Source organism: Bacillus coreaensis, assembly GCF_050586445.1.
GTDB classification, from domain to species: Bacteria; Bacillota; Bacilli; order Bacillales; family Cytobacillaceae; genus Robertmurraya_A; species Robertmurraya_A coreaensis.
The window spans coordinates 43,095-59,989 of sequence record NZ_JBOCCY010000023.1 but is presented as its reverse complement, the minus strand read 5'-3'; the positions used below and the strand labels follow the sequence as shown (position 1 = coordinate 59,989).

Genomic DNA, 16,895 nt, shown 5'->3' with positions numbered 1-16,895 from the left:
CGAACCAAAAATATTTTAGCACCACGGGGAAGTTTTTTTAATACCACGCTGAAAGCTTTTTGGAACCCCGGGCCTAGCCCGGGGTTTTCGTTTCCATAAAAATACTTAAAGAATACCCATCACAAGGATGGCTATTCTTTAAGTAATGCTTTTTTAATTAGTTTTTTCAGGGCCTTTATTAGGAATTAATTCTTCTGCAATTTCGGCTAATCCAGCCAAATTTCCCATTTTATTCATTTTACCTAAATCAATATTATTCATTATGTTATTAACTGGAGATTGTGTCATTCTATTTCTTCTCAACCGTATGGCAGCTGCGCTAACTCCTAAACTTATTAACGATCCCCATATCCAACCTTTACCATTTCTTTTCTTCCCGAAAAATGCAATTAAGGGATTTCTTCTTAGTTGAAAAAATGACGTGATCCACTTATTCATTTTACCCCCACCTTCTTCTGATATATAAGCTTCATTTTTCATTAATAGAGTTCTCTTTTTAAACGTACCCATCCTGATAAAAATTTGGTTTAGGATTTCTAGCTTATAAAACTCCTATACACAAAAAAATCCAAAATATACCACACATGAATAATTTCATAAGAGATGTTAAACAACCTGGAGAAATGGACACTCCATTTAACTTTAACATGGATGAAGAAGAACCCGATCCAGATGAGGAACCTTCTGAAGAACGAAGAGGAGACTAAAAGAAAAGGATTGTCGGAAGTGAAACATCCGACAACCCTTCTTCTTATTGAAAGTTCTTGCTATTTTCCGATCCCCCAGTTCCGTGCATATTCCTATAGTGTTCCTCTAATTGCTGAATAGATAAATCTGGATGCATGTTCTTCATATGTTCTTTCATCTGACCGAAATTCATGTTTTTAACGTTCATCATTGATTCCATGTCTGTATGCATCATATCTTCCATTTGGGAATCAGAGTTTACCATCCTATCCATCATCATGTTTTCGTTTATAATCCCTTCACTTTCTTGGGCTGAAACGTAATAAATCCCTGTACCTCCTCCAATGATTAATCCAGCTCCTAACGTAATGGCGATTAGAGTTTTTTTCATCATGCACCTTCTCCTTTATTAAATTTTATTCTTATTAATACTTCCTCATGTTTTACTATCACTACACCCTTACTATAGAAAAGAATCATGGAGAAAGTATGGAGATTTTAAAGAATTCTTCAAATTTGAATGGTTAAATTTCAGTTTTGGACTCTTCACCTCTGGAGGGAATAACCATATAATAATAATGAGGTGTTTACTATGTGTGTTTCGAATCATGCATTTGAATTTCAGGCATATAAGCTGAGTGAACAAATAATAAAGCATACGATTTATCAACCTGTGAAAGTCGTTTATTTTGGGGAGAAAGAGGCAGAGGTAAACCAAATTAATGCGATAGAGCTCATTACAAAAATTATTTTGCAGGACAACGAAGGACATGTTTATGAGGTGGAACCGAGCGAAAATGGGTTAAGGTTTGCTAAGGGAGAGATCACCTATCAAGAGTATGTAAGGCGAGGAAAAAAGGATTTTAGAAATCTAATTACTTACTCTTCTGCTTCCATTGGCTTCCTATTCATTATGAGTTGGGCGTTGGTTGAATATTTTCTATAAGAACAGATTCTTTATTTCATAGAGAAAGGCATGACCAAGACTAGTCATGCCTTTTTACCGACTTTATTTAAGTGATTTTTAATGATCTTCTTCAACTGCCATTGCATCAGCCTTCGTTTTATGAATAGTGCCAAATGGATGCTGTGGCGGAGCATATATCGAGTAAAGTTTAAGTGGTGTATTTCCCGTATTGATAACATTATGCCATGTACCCGCTGGGATCACAAAAGCAAAATCATCAGCCACTTTTCTCTCAAAGTCTAACTGATCCTTCTGTGCTCCCATTCGAACCATCCCTTCACCTTCTTCAACCCTTAGGAACTGATCAAGATTTGGGTGTATTTCTAAGCCAATGTCCTCTCCCACATTAATGCTCATTAAGGTTACCTGTAAATGCGTTCCAGTCCATATGGCTGTTCGAAAGGTATCGTTTTGCTTGGTGGCCTTATTAATATCCACAACAAAAGGCTTTCCTCCATAATCCGTTACTCGCGGGGAGAGTTCTTCGCTTAAAAATCTAACACATGAAGCATTTTCTTGTTCTCCCGTTAATGCCCATAAAAATACATTCTGTATCATTGGATGTTGATTAAGCGAAAAACCTTTCTGATATTCTTTATATCCCTCTACCTCAGCATCATACGCCTTTTCCAACCCGTCTCTGTAGCTATCAATAGCGATTTGTTCGGGTTGGTATACAGGTACAGTACCAGTAAGTTGAATATAGAGATTGTTTAACTGTGTAAGCTGGGCCTTTTTCCTTTCTAATGCATACAAAATATCATTCTGATGCATTTCATTTGGAGCTATATGAACTAACTGTCTATATAGCTCCATGGCTTCTGCTTCTCTTTTTATTCCACTAAGTAGGACATCAATTACTGGTTGAATATTCTCCTCATGATTCCTATTCATATAATTGGACGAATAAGTTGAAGGATTTACCCAGTAAGGATATGAATACGGATTGGAAACATAATACATGTTGGTCATTACCTCCAAAATTTTATAAACCATCATATGCCTCTGGGGGAAAAATGTACTTTTATTTACATAATTAAAATAGGACACATCCACTAATACATTGAAACAAAACAATTTATGTTATATTCAAGATATAGTTTTTTAGAGAAACTGTACATTGAGGAGGATTGTATATGAAATTTATCGTACATAAAGAATGGCTTCTTAGTAATCTGAATCAAAGAGATGTTAGGATTATCGATTGCCGCTTTGCACTTGCTAATCCTGAATTAGGAAAGCAAGAATACGATCACAGTCATATTCCAGGAGCAGTTTATTTTGATTTAGAAAAGGATCTTTCAGGACAAGTGGGTATTCATGGTGGTAGACACCCTATGCCTGACATAAACGAACTAAAAGAGAAACTTGAAACTGCAGGCATTGATCAAGAAACAACCATTGTCGCTTATGATAACGGTGAAGGAGCCTATGCTGCAAGGTTATGGTGGATGCTGTCATATCTAGGACATAAAAAAGTATATGTACTTGATGGAGGATATAAAAATTGGACAAAAGCCAATTACCCAACTAGTGCTGATGTACCTGATTTTGAAAAATCGACTTTCTTTGTTGACCTACAGCCTAATTTATTGGCTGACGTAATAGAGGTCCAAGAAGTTGTATCTGGAAAGCAACCAAACATCGTTTTGATTGACTCTCGTGAGAACAAAAGATACTTAGGAATAGAAGAGCCCATTGATAAGAAGAAAGGCCATATTCCAGGTGCTATTAATAAGCCTTGGATGGAAGGACTTCATGATGGGTACTACCATACTATTGAAGATCAAAAAGAGAGGTTTTCAGATATAGAATCTGAAAAGGAATTGATCGTTTATTGTGGGTCGGGAGTAACGGCTGTTCCCAATTTCCTAGCTTTAAAAGAAGCAGGCTTTGAACATGTGAAACTGTATCTAGGTAGCTTTAGCGACTGGATTTCTTATGAAGAAAATGAGATAAAAAAGATGTCTTAATTGAGGAATTAGCAAAAGAAATAAGCGGAGCTTTTCCGGTTAGATTCAGAATGGAGCTCGTTCTGGGGTAAAATAAGGGGAGGGTTTCCGCTTATTCAAAGCAAACTCTCCCATTTTCGAAGTTTTCGAGCCACTAGTCGGAATCTCTCCGTTTATTTAACCCTTTTTTAACAATAATTTCTAATTAAGCGGAATTTCTCCTTTTATTTATCAACTCGGGTTTGCTATGTCAACGTTAATAGTAGAAACAAATAAAGAAAAGGCGGATGCTAATTAGAAAGCACCCGAAAATGAACCCCTTTACTGCATAAATTTGGCTTTCCTTTATCCTATTTTAATCACTTTTCCGTTGAGCTAATTGAAGGGCTGTGTCTGATGCGGTAAAATCAACCGTTAATTGTTCGCTCAAGTTATGAGGATGATAAAACCCTCTTGAAACCATATAGTTTGTTATATTTTCGTGCGTTTGGATTGCAGCACGCAAATGTTCTCTTAAAACAGACCGTAATTCAGGAGTAGCAGCTTCGGTAATAGCCACCGTATAATTCCTTACCCCCGATTTGGCAGAAATCAAGAAATCTGTCGCTATCACCTGATCCGTTAATCCACCCATACCCACCATATTTTGAATCAAATGGTTCATTGCTGTTCCTCCCTATTGGTCAAAAATTGCTGTAACTCTTTAACCTGTTGCTGACCTGCTATCATATCATTTGTCAGAATTGCTTTTAAATCCTCATCTTGTGCTAACGCACTCATGGTCGTTGACTTCGTTAAACTGATGCTTTTAAAAGTAAGAAGCTCATGAACATCCATCGTCTCATGTAACCCTAAGTATTTAACCATTCTTTTCACTCCATTACATTCATATTTGCACCTTTATATTTTCAAACAGATACGTACTATTCATTCGTAATTTTTATCAGAAGGAGCATAAAAGGAAAAGTAGTATGGAGAAAATAAGGTTGATTCGTAATGGAGGTGTTATTATGAACAACGAAAGATTAGCCATTCATGAAACATTAGAAACTCACGAAATTATTAACTTTAAAACGGTTAGCTTATTAAGATCAAAATTAATGATGGGTATTTGTTTTAATAATGAGTTAAAGCAATTAATGGCCAAGAATGTGGAGCAATCCATTCAGGATATCAATGAATTAATTCCTTTCTATAAACAAAGTGACGTACTTCATTAAACTGGAGGTGAAAAGATGCAAGATTATTTAGACCCAAGAAACGCTGAGGGTATGCCGAATTTAGCCGACTCAACCTTTGCCATGGATTTTTTATTATCGGTTAAAAATGGTATTCGAAATTATGGATTCGCGATTACAGAAACCGCAAGTCCTGAATTAAGAAGGGTATTAACAAAACAACTCGAGGCAGCCATTGACTTACATGGAGAAATTTCTGAATTGATGATCAAAAATAAGTGGCTACATCCTCATGACTTTAACGAGCAATACAAGGTCGATATGAAAGGCGCCGAAACTGCTGTTCAAATTGGACAAATGGAGCTTTTCCCATTAGATACAGACAGAGGCGGCATGTTTGCTACACCTAACCAATAGAAGGAGGGGTTTTTTTAAAATGAAGGCCGTTACTTATCAAGGAATAAAAAATGTGGAAGTTAGAGAAGTAAAAGATCCCACTATTAAAAATTCGGACGATATCATTGTAAAAGTTACCTCCTCTGCTATTTGTGGTTCAGATCTTCATCTAATTCATGGAATGATTCCTAATACACCTACCGATTTTGTCATTGGTCATGAACCGATGGGCGTCGTAGAGGAGACTGGACCAGGTGTAAGAAACTTAAAAAAAGGGGACCGGGTGATCATTCCTTTTAATGTGAGCTGTGGTACTTGTTGGTATTGCAATCATGATCTTACAAGTCAATGCGATAATTCCAATCCACACGGAGATATGGGTGGATTTTTTGGGTACTCCGAAAACACAGGTGGCTACGCAGGTGGACAAGCTGAATATATGAGGGTGCCTTACGGAAATTTTACACCTTTTAAAATTCCAGAGGATTGTGAAGTTGAAGATGAAAAACTTGTTCTATTAGCTGATGCAGCTTCTACTGCCTATTGGTCTGTTGATCACGCTGGTGTAAAAGAAGGTGACACCGTCATTATTCTTGGCTGTGGACCTGTTGGTTTATTAGCTCAGAAATTCGCATGGTATAAAGGGGCTAAAAGAGTCATTGCTGTTGATTATATAGACTACCGTCTACAGCATGCCAAACGTACAAACAAAGTTGAAATCGTCAATTTTGAACAGCATGAAAACACGGGTGAATACTTAAAAGAAATAACAAAAGGTGGAGCCGATGTGGTCATCGATGCTGTAGGAATGGATGGAAAGTGGACACCAATGGAATTTCTTGCAAGCGGTCTTAAACTTCAGGGAGGAGCGATGGGCGCACTTGTAATGGCCACTCAAGCAGTCCGGAAAGCCGGAACGATACAAATAACAGGTGTATATGGCGGTCGTTATAATGGATTCCCACTTGGAGATATCATGAACCGAAATATTGATATCAAAACTGGCCAGGCTCCTGTTATTCCATATATGCCATTCTTATACGACCTTTTTTCAAAAGGAACGGTTGACCCGAGCGATATTGTTACCCATGTGATTCCACTAGACCAAGCAAAGCATGGGTATGAAGTCTTTGATACAAAAACAGAAGATTGTATAAAAGTAATATTAAAGCCATAAAAGCAATTGCCCAGTTCAGTTTATACTGGGTTTTTCCTTTCAATAAAACGGACGTTAACCCCTCTGGATCAACGTCCTCATTGTTATTTTCCACCTGTAAATGAAATGCCTTTAATAAAGTAACGGTTAAAGAAAGTATATAACAATAATACAGGTAGGGTAAATACCATGGATGCAGCCATGATATAGTTCCAATAGCTAACGAATTGTCCTTTAAAGGTATTCAAGCCTAGTGGTAGGGTAAACATTTCAATATCAGTTATCACGATCAGAGGTCTCATAAAATCGTTCCAAAACCCCATAAAAATAAAGATCGATTGTGCAGCTAGTGCTGGCTTTGCCAGTGGCAACACCACTCTAAAAAATGTTCCGAACTTACCTAAGCCATCTATCTCAGCCGCTTCCTCCAGCTCTTTCGGAAAGTTTATAAAGAACTGTCTCATCATAAAAATATAAGTTGCATTAATCATGCCTGGTACAATCATTCCTTGGTAAGAATTTAACCACCCTAATTCTTTTAAAATTAAATAGTTTGGAATCATCGTTACTTGTGCAGGAATCATAAGTACCCCTAAAATAATGATGAACAATGCTTTTTTACCTGGAAATGTTAGACGAGCAAGTGCATATCCAGCCATTGAGTTAAAAATTAAATTTAAGAAAGTCCCTACTCCAGCAATAAACAAGCTATTAAACATCCATCTTGGAAAATGCTCTTGTTCAATAAAAATTTGTTTATAATTTTCAAGAGTAAAATTTTTCGGGATAAATGACATCGATCCAGAAACGATCTCTTGTAGCGTTTTAAAGGATGAAGATAGTGCCCACAAAAACGGGACTAGAGTTGTTATTGCATAAAGGCCTAAAATAATATATAAAATGGTCTTTCCAACCTTATTTTTCTTCATACCCCTGCCTCCCTTTCTTAGTATAGTGATTCCTCTTTTGAAAATTTACGTTGTAGCAAAGTGGCTACTAAAATAACAAATGCCAACAGGAACGCTAGTGCTGCTGCATATCCCATCGTTCCGAGCGTCTTAAAGGCATATTGGTACACAAGAAGTACCACGGTTAAAGTTGAATTGTCTGGTCCACCAGAGCCGGCGGAGAAGATATACGATTGATCGAATAATTGAAACGTTCCGATGATACCCATAATGACTACAAAGGAAGTTACAGGTCTCAAATTTGGAACGGTAATGTTCCAAAACCTATGGAACACATTGGCTCCATCTAGTTTGGCTGCTTCATATAACGATTCAGGAATATCCTGAAGGGCTGCTAAGTATATCACCATAAAAAATGGAGCAGTAGACCATATATTCATGAACATAATTGCATTCAACGCAATAGAAGGATCTCCTAAAAAATTATAGGTAGGAAGACCAACGAAATCCAAGATATTATTGATTAAACCATCTTTGTTATACATCCACATAAAGATTAAAGTAAGTACAGCAGATGATGTAAGGGTAGGTAAAAAGTAGACAATTCGAAAGAAAGTTTGACCTTTTAATCCTGCGTTTAATGTTGCTGCTAATACTAGCGCTAATATTGTCTGGCATGGAACAACAATGACAACGTACTTAAATGTGTTCCAAAGTGCAATTTTTGCCCTGGTATCCTCCAGGATTCTCGTGAAATTTTCAAATGCAACAAAATCAAACGTGGCATTTCCTAATAATTGAACCTTATGAAATGATAGAAAAATAGTATAAAAGATTGGCCCGATGATAAAAAGTCCTAATACAATTAAAGCAGGAAACATAAAGGTATAACCCTGTCCTATTTCGCGGAGAGCTTTTCTGGAAAACTTCTTGGTCATTCCCACTCCACTCCTTTTCTTCTTCTTAAAATGAATGTTCTGGCTGTCAGAACTCGTTCCACCTATGTTTGTGCACATAAACAGAACGAATTCTACAGACTTTTAAATGTAGAGGAAGGAAGACTCTCCTTCCTCTATGAAATCTGGTTTACTTACTTAGCATCAATTTCACTATTTGCTTGTTTTTCTGCTTCTTTCAATGCATCAGCAAGATCAGCCTGACCTAAGAACGCACTTAAGAATTGATTATTGAAGTTGTTCATAATAATTGGCAGATTGGTACCTTTTGACCAAACCGTAGCATAAGAAGCACCAGCAACTAGAGCCGTACGAAGTTCATCCTTATCATAGCCTAGCTCAGCAGCCACAGACTTACGTGTTGGAAGAGCATATCCTTTACTCGTCCAAGTCTTCATCCCTTCCTTACCAGTAAGGTAAGAAATAAGCTTCCATGCAGCCTCTTTTTTCTCAGATTGAGCATTCATAACGTAAGCAACTGAGTATGCCATAGTTGATTTCTCACCATCCACCGCTGGAAGTTCAGCTGTTCCATACTCTACATCAGGGAAAGTATCTGCAAGGAATGGAATGGCCCAGTTCCCTTCAATAACCATAGCTGCTTTTTCTTGTCCGAAGATTTCTCCTCCCCAGTTTACTCCCACTTCTTTTGGCTCCACAGCTGTTTTATCCACGTTATGCATTTCAATAATTGGCTGAAGGGCTTCAACAACATCAGAGGAAGCAAAGTTCGCTTTGTTATCCTTTACCACTTCTCCCCCTTGGGACTCTGCTAACCAATACATACGAGCTAATTCAGGTGCAACGCCGAATCCATATACACCGTCTTTAGTTAACTTCTTAGCAGCTTCACGGAATTCTTCCATCGTTTTAGGAACTTCTACACCTGCATCTGCGAGCATCTTTTTGTTATAAAATAAGGCGAGAGTAGAGTAATCTTTTGGGAAACCATACGTCTTCCCGTCAACAACGAATGCTTCTGCTAATGGTTTCTCAAAATCTTCGACATCAAAATCTTCTGTGATAAACTCATCAAGTGGTTGAATGACACCTGTTTCAATAAGGGCAGGTGCTTCAAAGGCATCTAAATAGAACACATCTGCTGCCTCTCCACCCACTAAACGTGTTTTCATCACATCCATGTACTGCTCTGAAATCACTTCGTACTTCACATCAATATCTGGGTGTTTCTTTTCAAAATCATCAAGAGTCTGCTTTAATAGTTTTTCCTCCGTTGGATTTCCACCCCAACCAGCAAGGCTAACCTCTATTTTTTTTCCATCCTCTGTAGATCCATTTCCTTCCTTACTAGAAGCATCATCGCTACTACATCCAGATAAAACTCCTGCCAATAATAAAGAAGTAACACCAAGTGCTGAAAGCCATTTTTTTGATTTCATTTTAAAATCTCCTTTCAATCTAGGTTTTATTAATAAAAAGGGATCCCTTGAAGGGACAAAAAGTAAAAATTAATTTCTATTTACAGACAGCTAGATACCCTGATGAATTTTCCAATATAGTAATCTCGTATTCTTCATCCTGTTTTCTCATAACCTGTAGAGATAAAGTTCCTCCACCTACACGAATGTTCTTCGCCGTTAGCATATTCATCCCGCTTAATAGTTTAGGAGAAATAGTAATCTCCTTATTAATGCCATCAGGAAACAGACCTAATAGCGTTTGTATAAATACTAGTGGTGCACCTGCTGCCCATGCTTGTGGAGAGCAAGCTACTGGGTATTTCACTGGTTTACCAATTGAATCAGAGTACCCGCAGAAAAGCTCTGGCAAGCGCTCATATTCAAAGAAGTTGGATGCTGAAATTAACCCATCAATCACCTTATTGGCTTGTTCTTGATAACCTGCTTTACTCATACCAAGGAGAATCATGCTGTTATCATGTGGCCACACACTTCCATCATGATAGCTAATTGGGTTATAACCCGCTTCTCCCTCACCCATTGTACGGATTCCATATCCTGAAAACAATTTCGCGGAAACGAGTGTATTTACGACTGCTTTTGTTCTTTCTTCATCAAGCATCCCCGCTTGTAACACATGTCCTGGGTTGGAAGTAATCGTACCAACCTGCTTTTTATTCTCATCTAGAGCAATAGCGTAGAAACCTACATCTTCCATCCAAAACTCTTGATCAAACTTTATTTTTAGCTGTTGCGCCTGTTCCCGAAGAGTGGCAGCAATATCGACTTTACCGGTAGATTCATAAAGATTAGCTATTCCCATCTTTGCTTGGAAAACATAGCCCTGTACTTCAGCAAGAGCAATGGGTGTTTTTGCATACTCTCCGTCCCGGTGGACGATGGAGTCCCCAGAATCCTTCCAACCTTGATTCGCAATCCCCTTACTTGATTCTTGATGATATTCCACGAATAGATCTCCATCTCTGTCTCCATACTCATCAATCCAAGTTAAAGCGTTTTCAATTACTTCCTGCATTTCCTCTACAAACTCAAAATCTCCTGTCCAGTTCACATATTCCGTTAATAAAATGAGGAATAATGGTGTCGCATCAATGGTCCCGTAATAAGGAGTAAATGGAATTTGGTTGGTGTTCGCTAATTCCCCGAAGCGGATTTCATGCATGATTTTCCCTGGCTGCTCATCTCTCCAAGGATCTACTTTTGTACCTTGATAGTCTGCTAGGGTCCGAAGTGTTCCTTTCGCTATCTCGGGGTTAAAAGAGAGCATTTGTAGGGCAGCAATTAAACTATCACGCCCAAACGGAACACCGAACCAAGGAAGGCCTGCTACTGGAAATAAGCCATATCCTAAGTCTGTAAGTAAAACCCGAAGGTCTCCGATGCCACGATCAATTAACTTTTGAAGGGGTACATAATCTGTCTCTACTTTAGTCGTAGCCTCTTCCCACTTATGATAGGAATCTTTTAACTGTCGCAATGCCTCTTCCTTTGTAAGAAGTTGTTCATTAGACGGTGATCCCACTTCTGGACGAATAATTAATTGTATTGTTTCTTCTTGTTCATGCTCTAGGTTAAAGTGGAAGGTTACACGCCCAGCTTGATCAATTTCCTTTGCTGTTTTGTCCCAGGTAACCTTTGTGTGGCGTTCAACGTCATCTGCTCCAATATAAGAAAAAGTCATTGAATGATTTTCCACTTTCTGGCCAATCCTTTTTCCCACCTTACCTGATTGAAAGCCTCTCACAATAAACATATCTTTGAAATCAACATCAAGTTCGACTGATAAATCGAATTCTATGGATTTAGGGAAATAATTTTTCAGGCGAATCGTTTCATAAAGGATTCCTTTAGTAATGAAACGAGTTCTTTCAATTTCTACAGATTCTCTCCACAGGATGAGTGCTCCATCTTTTTCTATATGTGGGTTGGTTAACATGATTTTGGCCAAATAATTTTCCGCTGCCTCTGATGCTAGAAGGATGGGCTCTTCTCCATTGATAAATAACTTTAGCTTACTAAGAAAACGAGTGTCCTTCGTATACAGTCCTAATCCATACATGTGATCGACTGGAATATCACCTTTTTCATCTGTTAGTAAAAATAAATCGTCCTCTTTAATCACTCGGTAATCCATGTTGACCTCCTTATGATGTTCATCATTTTTCCAAAACGTTTCGGATTTTGTATAGAAATATTTTTACCGAAACGTTTCGGAAAAAAACTAAAAAAGTTACTTAAACGTTTCGGGAAATAGGGACCAAAAAACTCCATCCCCTAGAAGCTTTTTGTTGTGGTTGACCCTCTTACAACTAATTTCGTTCCTAGCGTTATGACCTGTGGTTCCGTTTTCCCATCAAGCATATTAGTTAATAGCTGACCTGCTTGGAAGCCTAACTGATAAAAATTTTGTGAAATCGTCGTTAAAGGTGGTGTCGCATAGGAAGCAAGTAAGATATCATCGTATCCTACAATTGAAACATCCTCTGGTACTCGCAATCCCAATTCTTTCGCAGATGTAATAACACCTAATGCCATTAAATCACTTGCACAAAAAATAGCACTAATATCTGGATGTTTTATTAGAAGTTCCTTCGCTACGACTGAAGCTGAATATTCTTCAAACTTACCATCATAAATCCACTCTTGCTTCACTGGTATATTGGACTCCTCTAATGCCGTTTTATAGCCTTCAAAGCGTTTTTTGCTAACAAAAGCTTTACTGTGCCCATTAATCATAGCGATATTTCGATGTCCAAGCTCGATCAGATGCTCAACTGCTTTTTTAGCTCCTGCCACATTATCAGTTGTGACGTAACCAACATTATCGGAGTGAACAGGAATATCAATCAACACACAGGGAATATCACTTTCAACAACTTCCAACAGATACGGATCATCTGTTTTAATTCCTTGAATGATGACTCCATCTACCCTTCGTTCTCTGCAAAGTTGAGTGTACGTCTTTTCACGTTGCTTGGAAGAATTCGTGTTAAAGACCACTAAATCATAGTCACTCTCTGACGCAGACGAGTTGATTCCTGATAGGATAGAAAAAATAATTTGGTCCTTTTCACTTTCCCGGTTCAAACCGGATACTAATAAACCAATTGTTTTGGAGACATTCATTACAAGTCCTCTTGCGAGAGTATTAGGACTGTAATTTAGCTCCTTTGCAAGAGTCATAATCTTTTTCCTTGTTTTCTCACTAACATCTGAATAACCATTTAATGCTCTGGAAACTGTAGTCACAGATACTCCAGCTGCTTTTGCTATATCTTTAATTGTTGTAGCCATACAATCCTCCAAAACGTTTCGGAAATATCTGTACATGTAGAATACTAAATTACGCAACCGTTTTCAATGTTTTTTTATAAATTCTTTTAGACATCAAAACTAAACAAATATGAACCAACAAAAACCGACCTTTTTTACGAAAAGAGGTCGGTTTTCATATACTACTTATTTTATTACTTTATCCCGGTAGAACTGATCCACTGCTGCCCCTCTTCTTCAGGCGTCCAATCATTGAGGATCAAACGTCCGTCTTTCGATATTTCAATTGCCTTTCCGTTATGAACAGAAGTAATTTTCAAGGTTCCGTTATCATTTTTTGAAAGAATCCAACGCTGATTATGATAGCCAAGATAATCGTATAGCTGTATTTTATTTTGGCCTGTATCATAATCAAGTGCTTTGCCACCCTCGGTTCGGATCGAATACGAACCATACTCATCACCAGTCGGAACCAACGTCCAATTTGTTGCATTATTTGAGTCGGATACAGTCACTGGCTCTCCATTTTGTGACGTTGCCGTATAAATTGCTTGACCTGTTGCTTGATTTGTAAAGCTTATTTTCATTAAGGTTGCCTCTGTCATTTGGCTAACTTTCACATTCTGATAAGAGGCTTGACCTCCAAATACATTGACGCCAAAATATCCTTCTGCAAAGGTGCCATCCTTTATATCTATGATTTTTTGTCCATCTACTGTGATCAGAATGTAAGGGCCTTTTGCTTCAATTTTTACCTTATACGTTTTTCCAGTTTGTATAAAAGCGGGTACTCTCCCTATAACCATCCGATCTTCAAAGCGACCATCTATTTTGTAAAACAGACGAAAAGCTTTCATATTCGGATCAAGATTGAAGTAGTATCCGCTTCTTCCGTCTTCACTAGCCCTGAACAAAATGGACCCCGCTCCACCTGATTCACCCAGCATCATATCAGCTTCATACGTAAAGTCTCCAGCCGATTCACTAGCGACATAATTGGCATCACTTGTATATGTTCCACGAATACCGTTTTCTGTGACGGTCCATTTGGAAGCAGAGATATCTGACTTCCATCCTGAAAGATTCGTATAAAACTCCCCTTCAAATACCCTCACAACAACACTTTCAGAAGTTTTTCCATTTGAGGTAAAGGCGGTAATAACCGCTTCTCCTTTCCCACCGGCTTTAAGTACTGCCTTGGAGTTAGTTGAGGAGGCAATCTTTACTATATTCGGGTTGCTAGATTCCCATTTAATTGGATGCGTACCTTTTCCTTTTCCAGTATCCATGGATGCGAATAAAGTAAGTTCATCACCCTTGCTCATCTCTCTTTGTTTCGTATCCATGACAATTTTTGTAGTCTCAGTATTGCCTTCCGTCCAAGTGTTAGCAAGAGAATGGACTTTTAAGGAGCGTACATTCACTTCTCCACCCTTCGTGTAAAAGCTCATGCTACGACTGGATGGATCGGGAAAAATAACATCAGAAAAAACAACTTTTCCATCATTTGCAAATACTTCAATGGATGAATCATCTACAAAAATATTCAGTTTGATGCGCTCATTTTCTGGCTTTAATGGCGCTTCATGTAAAGTAGAAAAAGAGCTAGAGAAATCCGTCTCTCCTGATTCTGCACGATTAACAAATATTTGATTTTCCGCTGTTTTGTAACCTACAACTGTTTTTTCCTCCGCACCTTCGCGAACTTGAAAACCAAATTCAGTTGTAGGGCTATTAGATGGTATTTCAATTTCCGCTTCAATCTCAAATGCTCCTGAAGAAAGTCCTTTTAGCAGGTTCGAAGCATTGGTTTGATGGATAACTTTGTTCTGTGTCTCAAAGATAGTGTTTCGAATGGACTGCAGTTCCTTAATTGGAGCTTGTGCGAGTCTGATTCCTTCCTCCGTTTTCACCAATCTAACTTCCCTCGGTATCGACAACTCACCCTTCCAACCAATCGTTGGAAAAGCAAATGGATAATCCCAGTTTGTCATCCATGCCATCATCACACGACGGTTATCTGGCATATTGGCAAAGGACATGGATGCGTAAAACTCTTTCCCATAATCTGTTTTTAGCACTTTTCCTGCCGCATTGTCATTGACGAATTTTCCATCAGCCGTTAAATGCCCTATAAAATACTCTGCATCAGAGCCTTGCGTCTTCGGATTTGCTCCCGTGCTGATCATGAGAACCCACTTTTTCTCTCCTGTCCCGTCTACCTGAAGCTCAAACAGATCAGGGCATTCCCACACGCCCCCACGAACATAATCTCCATATCCGAAATTATCCGTAAGTGTCCAATCTATTAAATTGGTGGACGTAAAGAAACGAATATGATCTCCTCCTGATACAACCATCACCCACCGATTATTGGCCTCATCCCGTACCACCTTCGGATCACGGAAGTCCCAGCCACCCGGGTCGTCCCCATTCTTACCTGGATTTTCAATCACAATCGGGTGTTCTGTTGAATATTTCCAAGTTCGTCCCTGATCCGTGCTATATGCTAGACCAATTCGTTGGTTGCCATTCCACCCATCCGGATTAAACGAAGTGTAGTATGCAATTAGCCCTTTTCCACCCGTATGAGTGAAGAGACCAGAAGCATTATTCGTATCCGCAATAGCTGAACCGGACCAAACATGACCGTGATCATTCCACGGTAGCGCGATAGGAAGTCGTTTCCAGTTTACCAAATCCGTACTTACAGCATGAGCCCAGGTCCCGCCATCTTGGTGGAATAAATGATATTCACCTTCGTAATAGACAAGCCCGTTCGGGTCACTAACTGAGCCACGAGCTGGAGTATAATGATAATCCGGACGATATTTTTCTTTATAATAGCTTGTAGTTGGAACCATATACACGTCTTGGAAGGCAGCAGACCCAGAGGTTACCGTGAATCCTACCAATCCGGTTGAATAGTTTTTATCCGAAATCTCTACAGCTGCCTCTGAATATCCATCCACATACAGCTCGATTTGATCGCCGTTTGCAATAACCTCTAGATGATGTTTGCTACCTTCTTGGGAAGGATACGCCATTTCAGAGGTTTTCAGAATCGTACCATCCATCCTCTTCATTTGTGCTTTAACCATGTTTCCTGCCTTAATTAGTACAGCCTCATATCCCTCTGTTCCATGTTCATTTGTTCGAAAGGCGAGTGCTGCTTCTGATTGTTGCTCTTCAAAGGATATATTTCCTTCAAGAACAAAGTCACTTTCACTCGTATGAAAAATAGTTTTGGCTTTTATACCATCAACAGCACTTCCTTTTAACCCTTGAATGGAAGGTTCCCAAGTTCCTTCCTTAACTAGAGGCGAACCTAGATTAGTAGAAAGCTCACTCACCTTTACATTTTGAAACAATGCAGAACCATCCCAGACGTTCAGTCCAAGTAAACCCTTCTCATAGGTGATATTGTTTACATCAATAACGGGCTCATATTTATTACCCCAATAGACCTTGATATTGTCTTCTACCACCTTCACCTTCAGATGATAGATTCCCCCCTCTTGAAGCGTGACTGGATATTCTTCTTTTAATCTCGTTTCGTCACGTGCATCCCGGAGTCGAATCATTCCTGCATTCGGCACAATTTGGAGCATATAGGAGTCCCAACCATCTTCATTGGAACGAAACACTAACGTCGCATCTGCGTTCATATCAATAACTTTTATATCTGCTTCATAAATAAAATCTTGAGAAGTAACACTTGAGATAGCCATTACATTCTCATTGGGTTCTGAGGTCAGCAACAATCCCTGCTGTGTGTCTTCTAATGACCCTTTCCCTTTCACTTGCCAGCCTGTTAGATTCGTATTTGCTTGTAATCCACTTTCTAAAATGGTTGCACCCTCCTTCGATTCGGTTGCCCATCCTGCCGTAGGGTGAATAGTAAAAGTTCCTACTGAGGAAGCAAGTAGTACAGCTACAAAAAATACAGAAGCCTTTTTTATGAAAGTTGGTTTCATCCT

Annotated in this window: 16 protein-coding genes and 1 pseudogene; 6 read left to right on the top strand and 11 right to left on the bottom strand. The window is 38.7% G+C overall.

Annotation, left to right across the window (positions count from 1 at the left end; all coding sequences use genetic code 11):
* Positions 1–153 precede the first annotated feature (153 nt).
* On the bottom strand, positions 154–480 hold the full coding sequence (locus ACQ5H4_RS21980) for a hypothetical protein (protein WP_430777022.1): 327 nt from the start codon (positions 478–480) through the stop codon (positions 154–156).
* Positions 481–584: 104 nt separating this feature from the next.
* On the opposite strand from ACQ5H4_RS21980, the gene ACQ5H4_RS21975 reads away from it, so the two are divergent.
* Positions 585–707 carry a hypothetical protein gene (locus ACQ5H4_RS21975; RefSeq protein WP_430777021.1) on the top strand — a complete coding sequence of 41 codons (123 nt, stop codon included), beginning with the start codon at positions 585–587 and terminating at the stop codon, positions 705–707.
* A 44-nt stretch (positions 708–751) separates the two neighbouring features.
* Here the strand turns inward: ACQ5H4_RS21975 and ACQ5H4_RS21970 are convergent, their stop codons facing one another.
* Positions 752–1,078 (bottom strand): hypothetical protein, encoded by a 327-nt coding sequence (locus ACQ5H4_RS21970; RefSeq protein ID WP_430777020.1) that lies wholly within the window; start codon positions 1,076–1,078, stop codon positions 752–754.
* A gap of 201 nt (positions 1,079–1,279) precedes the next feature.
* Between ACQ5H4_RS21970 and ACQ5H4_RS21965 the strand changes: the two genes are divergently transcribed.
* Positions 1,280–1,633: a hypothetical protein gene (locus ACQ5H4_RS21965; protein ID WP_430777019.1), complete on the top strand. Its 354-nt coding sequence runs from the start codon at positions 1,280–1,282 to the stop codon at positions 1,631–1,633.
* A gap of 78 nt (positions 1,634–1,711) precedes the next feature.
* Here ACQ5H4_RS21965 and ACQ5H4_RS21960 read toward each other — a convergent pair.
* Positions 1,712–2,119 (bottom strand): annotated as a pseudogene (locus tag ACQ5H4_RS21960) (cupin domain-containing protein); the annotation flags it as partial.
* A gap of 671 nt (positions 2,120–2,790) precedes the next feature.
* Here ACQ5H4_RS21960 and ACQ5H4_RS21955 point away from each other — a divergent pair.
* The gene (locus tag ACQ5H4_RS21955) at positions 2,791–3,627 is read left to right on the top strand and encodes a sulfurtransferase (RefSeq protein ID WP_430777018.1); all 837 of its coding nucleotides are present in this window, start codon (positions 2,791–2,793) and stop codon (positions 3,625–3,627) included.
* A gap of 334 nt (positions 3,628–3,961) precedes the next feature.
* Here the strand turns inward: ACQ5H4_RS21955 and ACQ5H4_RS21950 are convergent, their stop codons facing one another.
* Both ACQ5H4_RS21950 and ACQ5H4_RS21945 read right to left on the bottom strand, forming a co-directional pair.
* Positions 3,962–4,270 carry a spore coat protein gene (locus tag ACQ5H4_RS21950; RefSeq protein ID WP_430777017.1) on the bottom strand — a complete coding sequence of 103 codons (309 nt, stop codon included), beginning with the start codon at positions 4,268–4,270 and terminating at the stop codon, positions 3,962–3,964.
* On the bottom strand, positions 4,267–4,473 hold the full coding sequence (locus tag ACQ5H4_RS21945; protein WP_430777016.1) for a hypothetical protein: 207 nt from the start codon (positions 4,471–4,473) through the stop codon (positions 4,267–4,269). Before ACQ5H4_RS21945 ends, ACQ5H4_RS21950 begins: the two co-directional genes overlap by 4 nt.
* A 143-nt stretch (positions 4,474–4,616) precedes the next feature.
* Between ACQ5H4_RS21945 and ACQ5H4_RS21940 the strand changes: the two genes are divergently transcribed.
* Genes ACQ5H4_RS21940 through ACQ5H4_RS21930 form a run of 3 tightly spaced genes read left to right on the top strand, consistent with a single transcriptional unit; the run spans position 4,617 to position 6,357 of the window.
* On the top strand, positions 4,617–4,826 hold the full coding sequence (locus tag ACQ5H4_RS21940) for a spore coat protein (protein WP_430777015.1): 210 nt from the start codon (positions 4,617–4,619) through the stop codon (positions 4,824–4,826).
* Positions 4,827–4,841: 15 nt separating this feature from the next.
* Positions 4,842–5,201 (top strand): spore coat protein, encoded by a 360-nt coding sequence (locus tag ACQ5H4_RS21935; protein WP_430777014.1) that lies wholly within the window; start codon positions 4,842–4,844, stop codon positions 5,199–5,201.
* A 19-nt stretch (positions 5,202–5,220) separates the two neighbouring features.
* Positions 5,221–6,357 (top strand): zinc-dependent alcohol dehydrogenase, encoded by a 1,137-nt coding sequence (locus ACQ5H4_RS21930; protein WP_430777013.1) that lies wholly within the window; start codon positions 5,221–5,223, stop codon positions 6,355–6,357.
* An 83-nt stretch (positions 6,358–6,440) separates the two neighbouring features.
* Here ACQ5H4_RS21930 and ACQ5H4_RS21925 read toward each other — a convergent pair whose 3' ends face one another.
* From ACQ5H4_RS21925 to ACQ5H4_RS21900, 6 genes are all read right to left on the bottom strand, one after another.
* On the bottom strand, positions 6,441–7,265 hold the full coding sequence (locus tag ACQ5H4_RS21925) for a carbohydrate ABC transporter permease (RefSeq protein WP_430777012.1): 825 nt from the start codon (positions 7,263–7,265) through the stop codon (positions 6,441–6,443).
* A 17-nt stretch (positions 7,266–7,282) separates the two neighbouring features.
* Complete coding sequence (locus ACQ5H4_RS21920; protein WP_430777011.1) at positions 7,283–8,182, bottom strand: carbohydrate ABC transporter permease; 900 nt, start codon at positions 8,180–8,182, stop codon at positions 7,283–7,285.
* A 152-nt stretch (positions 8,183–8,334) separates the two neighbouring features.
* The gene (locus ACQ5H4_RS21915; protein ID WP_430777010.1) at positions 8,335–9,600 is read right to left on the bottom strand and encodes an ABC transporter substrate-binding protein; all 1,266 of its coding nucleotides are present in this window, start codon (positions 9,598–9,600) and stop codon (positions 8,335–8,337) included.
* A 76-nt stretch (positions 9,601–9,676) separates the two neighbouring features.
* Positions 9,677–11,776: an amylo-alpha-1,6-glucosidase gene (locus tag ACQ5H4_RS21910; protein WP_430777009.1), complete on the bottom strand. Its 2,100-nt coding sequence runs from the start codon at positions 11,774–11,776 to the stop codon at positions 9,677–9,679.
* A 140-nt stretch (positions 11,777–11,916) separates the two neighbouring features.
* Positions 11,917–12,936 carry a LacI family DNA-binding transcriptional regulator gene (locus tag ACQ5H4_RS21905; protein WP_430777008.1) on the bottom strand — a complete coding sequence of 340 codons (1,020 nt, stop codon included), beginning with the start codon at positions 12,934–12,936 and terminating at the stop codon, positions 11,917–11,919.
* A gap of 173 nt (positions 12,937–13,109) precedes the next feature.
* Complete coding sequence (locus ACQ5H4_RS21900) at positions 13,110–16,892, bottom strand: GH32 C-terminal domain-containing protein (RefSeq protein WP_430777007.1); 3,783 nt, start codon at positions 16,890–16,892, stop codon at positions 13,110–13,112.
* Positions 16,893–16,895 lie beyond the last annotated feature (3 nt).

Bases quoted from the DNA above. Each gene is read 5' to 3' on its own strand.
- ACQ5H4_RS21900 (WP_430777007.1), bottom strand. From the start codon at position 16,892: ATGAAACCAACTTTCATAAAAAAGGCTTCTGTATTTTTTGTAGCTGTA.
- ACQ5H4_RS21910 (WP_430777009.1), bottom strand. From the start codon at position 11,776: ATGGATTACCGAGTGATTAAAGAGGACGATTTATTTTTACTAACAGAT.
- ACQ5H4_RS21945 (WP_430777016.1), bottom strand. From the start codon at position 4,473: ATGGTTAAATACTTAGGGTTACATGAGACGATGGATGTTCATGAGCTT.
- ACQ5H4_RS21955 (WP_430777018.1), top strand. From the start codon at position 2,791: ATGAAATTTATCGTACATAAAGAATGGCTTCTTAGTAATCTGAATCAA.
- ACQ5H4_RS21940 (WP_430777015.1), top strand. From the start codon at position 4,617: ATGAACAACGAAAGATTAGCCATTCATGAAACATTAGAAACTCACGAA.
- ACQ5H4_RS21975 (WP_430777021.1), top strand. From the start codon at position 585: ATGAATAATTTCATAAGAGATGTTAAACAACCTGGAGAAATGGACACT.
- ACQ5H4_RS21905 (WP_430777008.1), bottom strand. From the start codon at position 12,936: ATGGCTACAACAATTAAAGATATAGCAAAAGCAGCTGGAGTATCTGTG.
- ACQ5H4_RS21925 (WP_430777012.1), bottom strand. From the start codon at position 7,265: ATGAAGAAAAATAAGGTTGGAAAGACCATTTTATATATTATTTTAGGC.
- ACQ5H4_RS21980 (WP_430777022.1), bottom strand. From the start codon at position 480: ATGAAAAATGAAGCTTATATATCAGAAGAAGGTGGGGGTAAAATGAAT.
- ACQ5H4_RS21920 (WP_430777011.1), bottom strand. From the start codon at position 8,182: ATGACCAAGAAGTTTTCCAGAAAAGCTCTCCGCGAAATAGGACAGGGT.
- ACQ5H4_RS21930 (WP_430777013.1), top strand. From the start codon at position 5,221: ATGAAGGCCGTTACTTATCAAGGAATAAAAAATGTGGAAGTTAGAGAA.
- ACQ5H4_RS21915 (WP_430777010.1), bottom strand. From the start codon at position 9,600: ATGAAATCAAAAAAATGGCTTTCAGCACTTGGTGTTACTTCTTTATTA.
- ACQ5H4_RS21965 (WP_430777019.1), top strand. From the start codon at position 1,280: ATGTGTGTTTCGAATCATGCATTTGAATTTCAGGCATATAAGCTGAGT.
- ACQ5H4_RS21935 (WP_430777014.1), top strand. From the start codon at position 4,842: ATGCAAGATTATTTAGACCCAAGAAACGCTGAGGGTATGCCGAATTTA.
- ACQ5H4_RS21950 (WP_430777017.1), bottom strand. From the start codon at position 4,270: ATGAACCATTTGATTCAAAATATGGTGGGTATGGGTGGATTAACGGAT.
- ACQ5H4_RS21970 (WP_430777020.1), bottom strand. From the start codon at position 1,078: ATGAAAAAAACTCTAATCGCCATTACGTTAGGAGCTGGATTAATCATT.